12 protein-coding genes and 1 pseudogene are annotated in these 13509 nt (G+C 57.7%); 9 read left to right on the forward strand and 4 right to left on the reverse strand.

Features of this window, described 5'->3' with window-relative positions; translation table 11 throughout:
• The first annotated feature begins 561 nt into the window (after positions 1-561).
• The 3 genes and pseudogenes from AC3A6M_RS02095 (at position 562) to AC3A6M_RS02105 (ending at position 3444) form a co-directional block, all read left to right on the forward strand.
• A complete protein-coding gene (locus AC3A6M_RS02095) occupies positions 562-1533 on the forward strand; it encodes a tyrosine-type recombinase/integrase (RefSeq protein ID WP_487851081.1) in 972 nt (323 codons plus the stop codon).
• Positions 1534-1568: 35 nt separating this feature from the next.
• Positions 1569-1824 (forward strand): annotated as a pseudogene (locus AC3A6M_RS02100) (CDP-6-deoxy-delta-3,4-glucoseen reductase); the annotation flags it as partial.
• Between the two features lie 27 nt (positions 1825-1851).
• Entirely contained in the window at positions 1852-3444 is a 1593-nt protein-coding gene (locus AC3A6M_RS02105) for an HNH endonuclease family protein (RefSeq protein ID WP_487851082.1), read from the forward strand.
• 278 nt (positions 3445-3722) lie between these two features.
• Here the strand turns inward: AC3A6M_RS02105 and AC3A6M_RS02110 are convergent, their stop codons facing one another.
• From AC3A6M_RS02110 to AC3A6M_RS02125, 4 genes are all read right to left on the reverse strand, one after another.
• A complete protein-coding gene (locus AC3A6M_RS02110; protein WP_487851083.1) occupies positions 3723-4073 on the reverse strand; it encodes a hypothetical protein in 351 nt (116 codons plus the stop codon).
• A 74-nt stretch (positions 4074-4147) separates the two neighbouring features.
• Positions 4148-4753 (reverse strand): peptidoglycan recognition protein family protein, encoded by a 606-nt coding sequence (locus tag AC3A6M_RS02115; RefSeq protein WP_487851084.1) that lies wholly within the window; start codon positions 4751-4753, stop codon positions 4148-4150.
• A gap of 64 nt (positions 4754-4817) precedes the next feature.
• Positions 4818-5309, reverse strand: coding sequence for an Hcp family type VI secretion system effector (locus AC3A6M_RS02120; protein WP_091666398.1), 492 nt, complete (start codon positions 5307-5309; stop codon positions 4818-4820).
• A 1262-nt stretch (positions 5310-6571) separates the two neighbouring features.
• Positions 6572-7486, reverse strand: a complete 915-nt coding sequence (locus tag AC3A6M_RS02125) for a hypothetical protein (RefSeq protein ID WP_487851085.1) — start codon at positions 7484-7486, stop codon at positions 6572-6574.
• 509 nt (positions 7487-7995) lie between these two features.
• Between AC3A6M_RS02125 and AC3A6M_RS02130 the strand changes: the two genes are divergently transcribed.
• The 6 genes from AC3A6M_RS02130 to AC3A6M_RS02155 all read left to right on the forward strand — a co-directional run bounded on the left by AC3A6M_RS02130 (position 7996) and on the right by AC3A6M_RS02155 (position 13465).
• Positions 7996-8526 carry a hypothetical protein gene (locus AC3A6M_RS02130; protein ID WP_487851086.1) on the forward strand — a complete coding sequence of 177 codons (531 nt, stop codon included), beginning with the start codon at positions 7996-7998 and terminating at the stop codon, positions 8524-8526.
• 200 nt (positions 8527-8726) lie between these two features.
• A complete protein-coding gene (locus AC3A6M_RS02135; RefSeq protein WP_487851087.1) occupies positions 8727-9629 on the forward strand; it encodes a hypothetical protein in 903 nt (300 codons plus the stop codon).
• Positions 9598-10338, forward strand: coding sequence for a hypothetical protein (locus AC3A6M_RS02140; RefSeq protein WP_487851088.1), 741 nt, complete (start codon positions 9598-9600; stop codon positions 10336-10338). Before AC3A6M_RS02135 ends, AC3A6M_RS02140 begins: the two co-directional genes overlap by 32 nt.
• A gap of 735 nt (positions 10339-11073) precedes the next feature.
• Positions 11074-11391, forward strand: a complete 318-nt coding sequence (locus AC3A6M_RS02145) for a hypothetical protein (RefSeq protein ID WP_487851089.1) — start codon at positions 11074-11076, stop codon at positions 11389-11391.
• 121 nt (positions 11392-11512) lie between these two features.
• Positions 11513-11674, forward strand: coding sequence for a hypothetical protein (locus AC3A6M_RS02150; RefSeq protein WP_487851090.1), 162 nt, complete (start codon positions 11513-11515; stop codon positions 11672-11674).
• A gap of 129 nt (positions 11675-11803) precedes the next feature.
• On the forward strand, positions 11804-13465 hold the full coding sequence (locus AC3A6M_RS02155) for a hypothetical protein (RefSeq protein WP_487851091.1): 1662 nt from the start codon (positions 11804-11806) through the stop codon (positions 13463-13465).
• Positions 13466-13509 lie beyond the last annotated feature (44 nt).

A 13509-nucleotide genomic window follows, 5' to 3' on the forward strand; every position in this document is an offset into this window, starting at 1 on the left:
CGATCCGTCAACGGCTGGTCAGTCTGTTCGTGCGGCGCGGCCGGCTGGACAAGGCTGAGTCAGTGGCGCAGGTAGCTGGATGACGCTGTCCCGCCCTGAGCCGACGCTCACAGGCGGGGATTTCCAGTGTCGTCATTGTCGGCTATTGGCCGTTAACTGACGATCGGCATTCTCAGTGTATAGGGCTATTGTTATCAAACCGAAATTTTTTCGAAGCACACTTATGATCGCAATTTTCTACTATTGATAAAAAGCGTTATCGCTAGTACAGCCGATCTCGAAACGGGCGAAGCCGGGCTGCTTGAACGCCGAGCGGCTGACCACGACAGCGATGAGGAAAACCTGCGGTTGCAGGCCCGATTCGTGGCGACATAATGTGGTGCGTCCGATTCCAGAAGTAGAGTGTCCCAACGAACAAAACCAAGCAGCGCTCGCAAGGCGGCTATACCTGAATGTGCACCCTCTCGCCCTCTTCTGGACCACCGCCTTGCCGTCATCTACCCGACGGCGCAACTCCTGCTCGCCCGAACGGCATGTTGAATTTTTGATCAAGGTGTTTAGTTGACATCGAAGCTCCCCCTGACCGCGTCCCAGCCCGCCCTATCGGGTAGCCTCACACCCGTACAGTTCCAGCAGTTGGCCGAAGTACCGCCGGCGGTCGCCTGGTTCGTCAACATCGACAACCCACGCACGCGCCGTGCGTATGAGAGCGACCTGCGTGAGTTCATGGCCTTTACCGGCATCGAGGATCCGGCACAATTCCGGAGCGTGAGCCGCGGCCATGTTCTGGCTTGGCGCCGCGACCTCGAGCGGCGCGCCCTGAGCGGTGCGACGATCCGCCGCAAGCTGGCCGCGCTGTCGTCGCTATTCGACTACCTGTGTGAATCCAATGCGGTGACCGGGAATCCGGTCGAGGGAGTGAAACGCCCGAGGATGGACAGCGCAGAAGGCAAGACGCCGGCGATCGGTGACCACCAAGCGCGTGCGCTGTTGAATGCAGCTGATGCCTCGACCCTGCGCGGCCAGCGCGATCGCGCGATCCTGGCTACCCTGCTGTACCACGGCTTGCGCCGCGCCGAGCTGTGCGCATTGCGCGTGACCGACATCCAGGAGCGCCGCGGCGTCAAGCACCTGCAGATACGCGGCAAGGGCTCCAAGATTCGTTACGTGCCGCTGCACCCGGGTGCGGCTGGGGCAATCGCGGCATACCTCGAGGCCGCGGGTCATGGCAATGACGCAACCGGCGCACTATTCCGCCCGACCAGCAATAATGCACGTTCCCGCACTGCCTCAATCACGCCTGATGGCGTCTACAAGATGCTGACCTCCTACGCCAAGGCGCTGCACATCAACGTCGCTGGCTTTGGCCCGCACGCGCTGCGCGCGACGGCTGCCACCAACGCACTCGACAATGGCGCTGACATCGCCAAAGTCCAAGAGTGGCTGGGCCATGCGAACATCGCGACCACGCGCGTCTACGACCGACGCCAAAGTCGGCCCGAGGACAGCCCCACGTTCAAGGTTACTTACTGACTCAAACGCTCAATGCAGTGGTTATCCGTACGACCTACGTGCCGGTGATCTCGAACGCATGCCGGAAGATGGCTAGACCGGCCGCACCGGCTTCGTTCACCATGCCGCCATGGGGGACATCCTGACATGTCAGGCTACCAGGTCTATGCCTGCGGCGCGCCCGCTATGATCGATGCCGCCAAGCGCGATTTCAGTTCGCACTGCCGGCTGCCAGAGGAGGAATTCTACGCGGACTCGTTCACATCACAGGCCGCATTGTTAATAAATCGCTATCGAAAACTGCTACAATAACTTTTTCTGAAGTGAAATAGGAATTACATGGCGGCCAAGCAAACAGTTAACCTCGATGCGCTGATACCACGTGATGACGTGGAGGGAAAAAAGCCCAAGGTCAGCAAGAGCGTGATTCAGATCACCGAACTTGCACTGGGAAAACACTTCTATGGGCTACTGCGCAAGCCGCTATTTCAGCGTGAGACTAACGATTGGGACGTCGACAATGTCGTTTCTCTCATCCAAAGCTTCCGCAACGGCCATCTTATCCCGGCCGTTATTTTATGGTCCGCTGATGGATCCACCTTCGTGATCGACGGAGCGCATCGCTTAAGCGTGTTCATCGCCTGGGTGAATGACGACTATGGTGATGGGAAAATCTCTCAGACCTTCTTCAAGAATGAAATCCCGAAGGCCCAACTGGCCACGGCAAAGAAGTGCCGCGAGGAAGTCAAGAAGGCCGGCCTAGAATACGCAGAGCTGCAGAAATTGACGCAGCTTGCGGTGCGCACGCCCGACCAATTAAGCTGGAGCTCCAATATCGCCGAACCGATTGAAACCCAGTGGGTGGTGGGTGACGCACAGGTTGCACTGCAGTCCTTCCTGGACATCAACCAGCGTTCTGTCGGCATCGATCCGACGGAAAAATACATGATCGTCGAGCGCAAAGCGCCGACCATCGTGGCGGCCCGAGCATTGGTCAGTGCAGGGCGTGGACACGCGTACTGGGGCGATTTTACACCTGACAATATCGCAAAAATCGAAGGCATCGCACGAAACATTTATGACGCGATATTCGAGCCCGAAGATGCTCAGCCGCACAAGGATCCTGAGCTCCAGCCTGCTGGCATGGCGCAAACCGCCAATGGCCTTCGTCTCGCTGTTGAATTGGTGAACGTGATTACCGGGACCAAATCGGGTTCCGTCAACATGACGCCTGACACCGACGGCAGCAAGACACTGGATGCTCTCAAAAAGGTCTGGAGCGTGGTCAAGCATGTTGCAGGCAACGACCCGGCCTCGTTAAGCCTTCACCCTGCCGTCTACTTTTGGGGAACGACTGGTAACCATCGTCCCAGTATGTTCCTGGGCGTGGTCGCTTTCGTTCAGGAGCTGATCGAGAAAAAGGAGCTGATCAAATTTACCCAGTACAGGGCGCAGCTCGAAGAAATTCTGATCGGTAAGAACGCGCCTGGCCAGCAAATTCTGAGCCGCTACGGTGGCTGGAAGCGGAGCTTGGATCCGATCCAGAAGTTGCTCAGGTCCATTCTTGATGGCCTTGAAAACGACCAGACCGAGGAGCAGATTCTGGCCGCGATCTCGAAGCTCGGGAACGAGACGTCGAACAACGATGCGACAAAAGATCAGTGGAAGGAGACGCGTAGTGCCGCGCGGATCAAGGCGAGCTTGAAAAATGCCCAGCGCTGCGCTATCTGTAAAGCACGTCTTGTCCTAATCCATGCAAGTAACGACCATACCAAGCGTCGTAGCGATGGCGGCCACAATGGTGAAGATAACGTTCAACTGACGCATCACTATTGCAACCACGGCTTCAAGGAGCATTTTGCACAAACTCATAAGCCGATGCCGACGATCGTATTGCCTGGCGAGGCGCCGGTAGAAGACGTGAAGCCGTAGGTTCGTCGGACTTGTACGGTTTGGAAGTGTGATCACGTTGACGCCACACGGATCGCACAATGCGGCCTCAATGGTGCTGCTACTGGCCGACGCCTGTATGAGCTGGCAGCACCGCACCTGAGCGGTATCGAGGCAGCTGCGTCGGTGCTAGGTGGGCCGGCTCGTCCGTGGCTCGGCATTCCTGTGGGCAGGTGATCGCTTGCGGTCCAGGCCGCGCGATGGTTTCCTAGTAGGCTTTCGTGTCATACGCGCTGCCGCACGAGCCAGCAGTGGCCTGATTATTCATCCGCAGCCGGGAAGGCTTTAGCTTGGCACTGCGGACAATACAGATATAAGGTTCGCCCGTTGCTCAGCTTAAGCGAGCCGGCGCGATACTGCTGGATTGCCCAGATACCCGTGACGCCGTTTTTGAACGTTACCTCCCCGCTCGCATAGCAGGGCGACCAGTCGACCATATGAAAGTAATCGTGCTCGGCGACTTCGGCCGCTTTGCCGATGTACTCACGAATTTCCTGATAGCTGAGCTTAAAATCTGCGCACTGCTCCACCCGTTCACCTGCAGCTGGGGACGTCGCGCCGCTGTTCCGGACAGTAACTGTGCTGATCGGCGGAAGATGTGTCTGGCGCATTTTCGGTTCGGTACCTGAACCATCGTCCGTAGCTACGGACGCGCTTGCTGTCACGGCAAAGATGAGTGAGGCAATTACCATAGTGCGCTTTCAGCTTCAGTGGGATTCTTTCGGGAAACGACCGGGTGCCGGAATATCTCAGTCATTGATATTCCGAAAGTCGAGGTGAGCTCAGAAACTAACCAGTGAAGCGACGCGTTTTGCTGAGCATTCACCGTTTCATAAACTCCCTGCTCAGCCGGGCTCTGGCCTCTGCCGGCTACCACAGCACCAACAATCTCAATCCCGACGCTGTCCTCGTTCGAGGGATAACGCTGAGGCACGTGCTTCGCCATTTCTATCCGGTGTTCTATCCTTGGACTGAAGTGTCTCAGCGTCTGAAGCTCGGTCGGGCTACAACGGTGCTCAGCGAGACACCGCGCACGAAGTTTACCCACATGCCAGGTCTGACGAAACAACGACGCGGTCTGATAGATCGTTCCATCCTTGTCGATCAAAAAATGGGCGCCGTTCGCGTTTTGCATCGTGTAGCTACTCAAGCTTGAGGCGCCAGACGCACCGCCAGTCTGGTGAACGATGATTCCACTAATCCGCTGTAAAGGTCCGTGCTCGATCAGCGGGCGTGGTGTCCGCTGTACACGTGCATTGAGAACGTAGCCTTGGCTGTCCAAATGGAGCATCAGGTCATCTCTTCCTATCAGAGGGTTACTTTGGGGTGGGCAAAGAGACACTGTGGGGCCGCGATCAGGTCGCGGTCTTATTCGCTGCCAAGTCCCACCCGCCGGACGTGTTCCCACCGGCACCGCCGCCGATCTTCTGCTGGGTGTACTTCTCAGTAATCTTGGCGAAGTGCAGCGTGAACTGATCGGCCACCAAGCCAGACCCACCGTAGGATTTTCTATTGCTGGACACCAGCACGTTTTCCAGCGTGACCTCGTAATACTTGAGTGGGCCGGAGCCGTCCGCACGGAAGAATTCGAGCTTGGCTTTCGGGATTGTCTTGCCCTGGGCCGCCAGTTCCATCAGCTTTGGAGAAGCGAGATCGACCGCCTTCGTAATCCGAAGCGCATCGAAGACAGCGCGCCCGATCGTGTGGCCGCCAGCGGTTGACATGGTGCCAGCGGTCGGCTGGATGACACCCCAATCGACGGCCTCTACCTCGATCCACCCCTTGTGCTTGTCGTCGTTCGATTCGCCGTTAACGCCATCAATTTGCAAATAGACATCAGATGCCATGCCTGCTCTCCACGAGGTTGGGGTTCCCCTCATTCTGACCCTGCATGAGCTAGGGCAAGTTGGCTGTGCGCAAGGGACTCGTACCGTTAGTGGCATCTATGTACAAGCTCGAGTACCTGGGGCAGATGCACGTATCCATGCGTCCAGCAGAAGCGAAGTCGGCGGGCTCATGTGCTCGAACCTCGGCTAACACTGCCGCCCGCCCAAATTGCGACTTCAAGCTCGGAGAACGCGACGGATATCCGCTACCGGCCAAGCCAGTCGACCGTTGACACGAACCGGTCGCAGAGGCCCGGTTTCGGAAGATGCCCATACCCGCAGCGTCTGCGGTTTTCGCCCCAGATGATAGGCCGCGCATGCGGTATCAACATGGGTTCGGCGCTCGAGCTCAAGCGACGTAAAACCTGCCCAGTGAGAGGAATACCCTTCATGCTCATGTTGTGCAGCGCCCGTCTGTTGCTGATTCATTTATCGCTCCCGGAATTCAACGTCCAGCGACCGTTCCACCCCCAAAGGTCAGAACGATGTCGCACGAATACATACCCAAAAAGTGCCGGGATGAGGGCCCCCAACATCAAAACATCGATTTCGTATCGCCGCCCTCATTTGGCATTACGACGATACCGAGGCGCCTTTGGCACCGACGACCCGGCTCCCAGCCGCCAAGCCTGAACTTTCTCGCTGTCCGGCGTAGCGCTTCCTGCCGAAAGGCAGGTCATCCGTGGCGCTAGCACGGATTAATTTCTTTTTTTGGGTAGGGATATGATGTTGGCGGTCGCTCCACCGTCTGTCCTAGCCGATAGCGTCGGTGCTACCGATCAGTACTTTTGTCTTCGATGACTTGGAAACGACGACGAGCTTGAACTATTGCCTTGTAGGGCAAGCCGTCGCGATGAGTTTGATTTAGCCGATCCGTCATCGCGCTTGCTGAGAGCGGAAACCGGTAGGCCAACGAGGCCGAAAAGAAAAGCGTTACGCCAGAAGGCGAGACTTGTAGGCCACCGACACTGGTAGGCGATTTGCAGGGGGTGCTTCACTTTAGCAAAGTGAAGGCTTGAGTAAGTTCCGCAGAGCGAGCCTAAATGGTAGAGCAGAAAAAATTACATGTCAACAACCTTCAATGCATCGCGGCAACCACATCGTTGAGCGCAGCCATCTGGTTGTTCTCACTGAGACTGTCCTGAACGCGACGGACAACCCCAGGCCACATCTGGGTCCAGCCAGATTGGCCCCTTAATACAGCGCCAGAGCTGTCTCAAATGTTATACGGCCCACCTGATCTCGCGAATAACGAACCCAAGTGCCTGCACGGCGAATTCCGCGTCTGACTCCGTAACCGATCGAAGTTGATAGCGACTGGCTTCGTTGTCCTTGCCTCGCGGATGCAGCCGGTTTATGGTCTCCAGCGCTGAGCGAAGGGCAACCATTTCCCCTTCTCCGAAATGAGACCTGACCGTCTTGATCCAGGCGCCAAGATCCTGCTCCACTGGCACTGAGCTGCCAGTTTGGACTTGCATCCACCGCGACACCAAGACCGTGGCTGCATTACGGCACTGGTCGACAACCGAGGTAGGTAACTCACGGTAGGCTGCGTCTAACACCCTGTTCACGGCGGATTTCACGCCTGAAACGCTATCAGGATGGATTTTGGATTTGTCGATTTCTGGCAGGATGTTATACGCTGATTCTGCGCGCAAGGTGATCATTACATCACTCGCCGCAAGCCGTTCCGTTTGCAGAATTCGCCAAAGCGAAGACGCATCACTATGACCGAGGGCTAGCTGAAGCCCTTGTCCCTTGTCGGGCTGCCTCAACAAATCAGTACACTCGATGTAGACAGAGAGTTCCTTGGAAACACGCCCGCCTTGCTCCGCTGCTTTCTTCGTGTCCGAGAAGAGCGCTGGATGTGGCTCGACCAGTACTCTCTCCCAGCTCACATTGCCGAAGTTTTGAAAGATACGACCTCGACGAATGCGGCTCACTGGATCAAATGAAGTTTCGACAAACATCCATGCAAACGGGTTGCTCTCGAAACTGTTTGGTATCTTGGCAAGATCGGCAGGTGTTGTGATTAACGTGGCTTGCGTTAGCGCTGGCGTAGGCCATACGGGATGGGTTGGAGCTCCCCTGCCCTCGTACACTAACCCGCTTTCGCGATCAAAGCCTAATCTCGCCATACGATTTCTCCCTTTGGAACAAGCATCCAAGACACCGAGGGTATCAGTTTGCCAGCGCCTGCTTGAGAGCGCTAGCCGCTGCCAAAGTGCTCTACAGTAAGATGAATTGTGCATCAGAAAGTTTATGTGTTATCATGCTCGCGTCGCTCAGCGGCAATGCCCTCTTCGCCAGACACCTGGCCTTCGCAACAATCGTCCACTCGACCGCCTCGGGCCTTCCATTGGCTTCGTCCGCGCGTCATCGCAATAATCCCTTGAGCCACTCGCCCACTGCGAGTAGGCCCTCATCGTCGCCATCCTCGGCAACTCGTCTGCCGCGAAAACTCTTCCTTCAAATTTTCCTGCGCCTAGCGTAATCGCCCGTGATCGGCTCCACGGCTTGGTTATCTGCTCGAACGCACAACAAATTACCCGCAGTGCGACCGGGCTGAAGATGAGTTTGCCTCTTCTTGTCGCACATACCTGTAGTCCCGTTTCGAGCCTGGACGCACATAGTCGACGAGGAAGATATGTCCCTTACCCCAGACGAATTACGCCAGCTTGCGGTCACGTTCCCGCGGGCACACGCTGCTCAGATCAACGCTAAAGCTGCAAAATATGGCCTTTCCCGCGAGGACGTTGGGCAGGAGCTCAGCCTCATCTGCCTCGAGAAAGGCGCAGAGTTTGACCCATCCAAGGGAATCCTCCCGCAATTCCTACTCGGCCATCTCGACAAAAGGCTGCGCCGGCAATTTGGCGCTCACACCGCCGCTATTTCGATCGACGGTCAAGATATTCTTGAGAACGGCACGCGCCAGCTCATCGAGAGTCTGACTGCTCCCGCTGACGACGACAACGAAGCGATTCACGCATTCGCCCCGAACGAGCCCGGCGTAGCCAAAATCTTGTCGATCGCGCAGTTTGTAAGCGGTAAATCGAGCTCGGAGCTTGCGCGCCTTCTGCGAGTCACGCCTCGCCGTGTACGTCAGATCCTTCAACGGTTACAAGAGCAGCAAATGACCTCGAATCAGTTCGAACTCGTCCTTGAGGAGAAGCGCTAACCATGGCATGGCTGGAAGAAAGATACGCGGAATTACATAACGAGGAAAAGCAGGTTATAGCCCTACGTCTAGGCTGGTCCCGGACATCAGGCCGTGCGATGACATCGCAGATCCTACAGTCGATCAACACACGCCGGAAAGCGAGAAATTTGTGGCTGCTGCGCCTGATTTCGAAGCCGGGAACGGTCTACTAAAACGCCATGAGTCGCTACCGCAAAATTGAGGTCCGTATCTGGGCCGATCAGAATTTTCGTGAGCTGTCGCCCCTGCTGCCGTCCGGTCAAGGGCTGTGGTTCTATCTGCTCACCGGACCGCACACTGGCCCCGTTCCCGGCCTGTTCCGCGCCGGACGCGCCGCTATGGCTGAGGAATTGGGTTGGTCGCTGGACGAGCTCACGGATGCGTTCGAAGAACTGAGCAGCCGTAGCATGGCCGAGGCGGACTTCGGCGCGCGTCTGATGTGGCTGCCAAACGCGCTCAAGCACAACCTTCCGCAGTCGCCGAACGTAGTGCGCTCATGGGGTGCGGAGCTTGATCTGCTGCCGGAATGTGCGCTGAAAGTAAAGGCGCTGGCCAGGATGCGCGAGGTGCTGGCCGAGATGGGAGAGCCGTTCGTTGCCGCACTGGACGAGGTGCTGGCGAAAGTTGTGAAGGCTAGCCCAAAGGCTTCGCCCAAGCCTAAGCCGAATCAGGAACAGGATCAGGATCAGGATCAGCAAGATAGCGCGGGCGACGCGCAGGCGAGCGCGATTACCGCCGCCGACTTGTCGAAGGCGATGTGCGCCGAAGGCGTGATGGCGCAGCCAGCGCATCCGCTCCTGATTGCGCTGGCCGAGCAAGGCGTAACCCCAGCAACGATCCAGGCTGCATGCAAGGAAGCGCGGCGCACCAAGGGACCGACCGCGCGCATCTCGCCTGACTACGTCCTCGCAATCATCAAGCGCTGGAAGGCCACCGGGGAGGACCTGCAAGTGAGCGGGGTACTTGCCCCGTCGGCGCGCGCCTCGCCACGCCACGGACGCGAGGCGGGCCGTGCCGCGGCAGCAAAATCAATCGGACTTGGAGCGACCTATGAACGTAAGCACATTATCGATATCAACTGACCACGACGGCATCGATTGGCTGTTTGGCGAACTACACGGCCGATACGGCAACCGCTTCCTCGACGCCTACCGCAGCGGCATCACGGTAGACGGGATCGACACTGGGATCGCGAACATGAAGCGCACTTGGTCCGAGCGCATCCGCGCCAACCGCCTGACCACCGGCCAAGTGCGACGCGGACTGGCCGAGTGCGAGCGCCTGAAGTTTCCCCCGACTTGGGGCGAATTCCTTGAGTTCTGCCAGCCCGCACTGGATCCAGTCACAGCCTACCAAGAGGCACTGGCCGGGCTGGAAGCGCGCGGTAAGGGCGAGATCGGGCTGTGGTCGCACCCTGCGGTGTACTGGGCCGCGAGCGAGATGCGCGCCGACCTGATGGGGCAGACCTGGGGCGCGGTGCGCGAGCGCTGGGCAGCGGCCTTCAGGCGTCACTTGGCGCGCGGCGAATGGGAATCGGTACCGCCGCCGCGCGCCGCGCTGCCGGCCCCAGGCGGGACGACCACTACCCGCGAGGAAGCCGGGGTGCAACTGCGCGCGCTGACTGCAGCAGGCCTGCTGCGCTGCTTCGATCAGTACCGGGCCAATCTAAGCTGGGCTGAGAAGATACTGGTGCGTGCCGCCGCCGGCGAACATGTCGCCCCGTATGCACTGCACTCGGCGCACGATGCGCTCGGGAAACGGAATAGACTTGGACCGATCCGTGGGCTGTAGGTGCTTCACCCGAGCAAAGTGCACCGCTATCGGTCAGCAAGCTGGACGGCCGCTGCTTGGGGTTCGACGGCCTCCTGGACGCTTACAAAAACTGGAATGACAGCCGTAGCATGTAGCGCCAAGCCGAAGATTTAGACGAACGTTGGGCGGCAAGATACGCTGACAGACCATCTTAACTGGCCTCCCCTCCCGTTTCCCAAGCTGCGGGCGAAGTTATGACTGCTCCAAGGCACGGGGTACTAGTGTCCCGTGGTTGCGAGTGAGCAACCCGCTGCAACTTCAAATCTAACTCGCTGCCCGCACCGAACCGGTACCCGTCTTCTGTAGGCGCCTCCGACCATGTTTGGCCGGCCCGCAGAGACAATGAGGGCCGGCATACCCAGCTCCGGAGCTTGCATCTGCCGTTCAATCCAGTCCCTCGGGTCTACCCGACGGTAGCGAAATGCGGCGCCAACTCGAATGTCTGGAATTCTACCGAACTACAAGATAGACGATATCGACGGTAAACATAAATAGAAATTAAAGACAGCTGTGCCGCGTTCCTTCGGTTAAGCAACGGCTTTCTTGGTCTTCTATTTCCCTTTGATTTCGTCTTCGTCAAATTGCCCTAATTCATATCAGGACAAGCGGAATCGACCTCGACTTGCGCCGCGAAGATCTGCATTTAAGATCGATCTTGTAGTAACCGGACGTTATTCAACAACACAGCAAAGGCGCAATCCAATGAGGGCCACGATGATCTCGAATGAAACCATTTTCACCACCAACTGGGCAGAGCACGACCCGCGCTCCGTGAAGGCGAGTCTTAACGGCAGAGGAGACGGCCGGGTACTGTGGTGGAAAATCAACCAGCGCATTCACCAGTTGGTCAGCCCCAAAAAAACGCTGGAAGAGATCATGTTTTCCTTTCACTCGCGTCACCACGCAATCACGCTTTTCCTCCTCGATTTCAGACTCGAGGTAAACCGGGTAGCGGCAATTATTCGTTCTGAAGGAGTGGTAGCAGGTATCCGCAATGCGGCCTGCGTTACCGGCAACCACTCCCGCCGCTAACCATTGGACACAGGAGGCAACGGGAATATTTCGCGGTGCGCTCATCGAAGCCGACTCCGCGCAAACAGAAGAGCCTCCTGATCAAAGGCCCTGCATTTTCAAAAAATATTTAGGACTCAATATGAAAGAAATCATTGATCACATAAAGAAAGTAGCAATCCAAGACTTCCGCGAATTCTTTGCGCCATTTGTCTTCTTGATTCGCTTGATCCGATCGGCGACCTCGGCAATATGCCGCGGCATCAAATCCCGGTGGAATCGCAACAAGAAGGGCGACCAATAACACAACCGTGGATTCTGGGCAGGGCTTGAAACGACGTCTCTGCCCAGCTTGCTCGACTGTCCGCAAGCTTGCGCGCAGCGAAAAGCATGGTCTACTGATCTTGGAACCATCTCTTAAAGGCCCCAAAAAGTGAGCTTTGAATTCAACCCGAACGATACCTCCAACAAATTCCCAAACCCCTATCGGTTTGAAAACATTTTTCTGGCCACCGGGGCAGCCGCCACGCTCGCCGGCGGCATTGCAGCCATCATTCATGCACGAGAATCTTTCAGGGCGCACGAGGACAGGGTCGCCTTGATCGTGGTCGCTGTAGCGGCGCTCGTACTGGGTCTTGCCGTCAAACTGCTCATTCAGGCACTGTCGCAAATGCGCTTCTACCTCGGTCGCAAATTCCCCTGCGGCTTGGCTGGCGAGCTTGCCGTGACCGATAAAGGGATAGGCAAAGGAGCCGACAAGATCCTGGAAACGCTTCGCCACCGAGCAATCGAATTCCCCGAGCCCAGGGGCGCCCTCGAGAGCCTGCTCTGTTCCCTCGTCAAGAACCTGGTAACGTCGCCGACGGAGGTACGGGTCGCTGCGGTCCAGCACTTTCGCGCCCTGATCGCAATGGGCGCCCTGCTCGCGTCGTTGCTGGTTTCATACTTGGTCTTCGCTGGCACCTCGTGTGAGGGCTTTGCATCCTGGCTGTACCTGCCGATGAGCAGTCTGTCTCTTCTGACACCGTTCATGGCCCCCGACCGTTTAAGTCCGAGCGACGGCAACGATACCCCCATTGCGGAAACCGGAGACAGCGCACTGTTGAAGCTGGTTGGCCTGGTCGTGTTCTCAATCATGGCCCCCGTCCTGCTCCCGCGCGTTACGCCGCACGTGTCGATTGCCCCGATGTGGATACCGTCAGCCCTGCTGCTGGGCGGTTCGATCATCAGCTCCGGCCTGTTCTTTGCGGCGACGCTCTGCCATCTCGGCAGCGCACGCAGCGCGGACGTGTCGTGCGAACAGACGACGATCGCCATGAATTGTCCGCCAACGCAGCTGTGGGCTGCGATCAGCCGAGATTTTCAAAACTCGTGGGAACGTGGCATTCCGAACCGTGCGTATGCCAACGTGCCACCAGAGGTCTCCCGAGGTGAACGCGGTTCATTCAGCGGGCTCATCCTGGAAGAGACGCAGCCGGCCCCAATGAACTCGTCGCAGCTTTCGAGCTGGGCCGAAGCATTCCAGGCGCCCTATCCCCGCATGCTTCTGCTCCTTGGCGCTTGGGGAGTAGCGATGTCGGTTTTTTGCGGATGGACTGCGGCCAGCGCTACTGAACAGTTTGCGAATATGTCAGCCACGGAGATTAGCCGGTCCATTTTGGTCGTGATGGCGCTCGGGATGGTGGCGGCACTGAGCTTCCGGATCGGGCACCTGTTGTGGTCGCGGATCGAGTTCAGGTCGCGTCTTGTGTGGATCGAGACCTCCGGCGTCTTCCAGACGTCGCGGATCAGCGTCGGCAACAAATTCCGCGGACACGTTCAGTCGGACTCAACATTAACGCGGGTGGAAGGCGCGACGCTGCGTGCTTGGGTCGCGGATATTGCCTCGGTCGCGTTTGGAAGGGATCGCAAACGAACCATTATCGCGATGGCGGCCGCAGACGACGCGGCCAGGTCAATGGTCAACAGTCTTGTTGCATTCGCAGCGGACCAATGTGTTGTCCCTGCCCTAACGGCAAAGCGAGACCTCGCGCGTGCGTCTTCGATTGGTCGCCTCGGTTCTGCGGCGCACGCGGAAACAACCGCTCTCGAATGAAAGGCACCGTCACCGCGAGAAACGGCGCCGATCACACGGCTGTT

The sequence above is a fragment of the Telluria sp. Soil_C_11 genome (assembly GCF_057657395.1).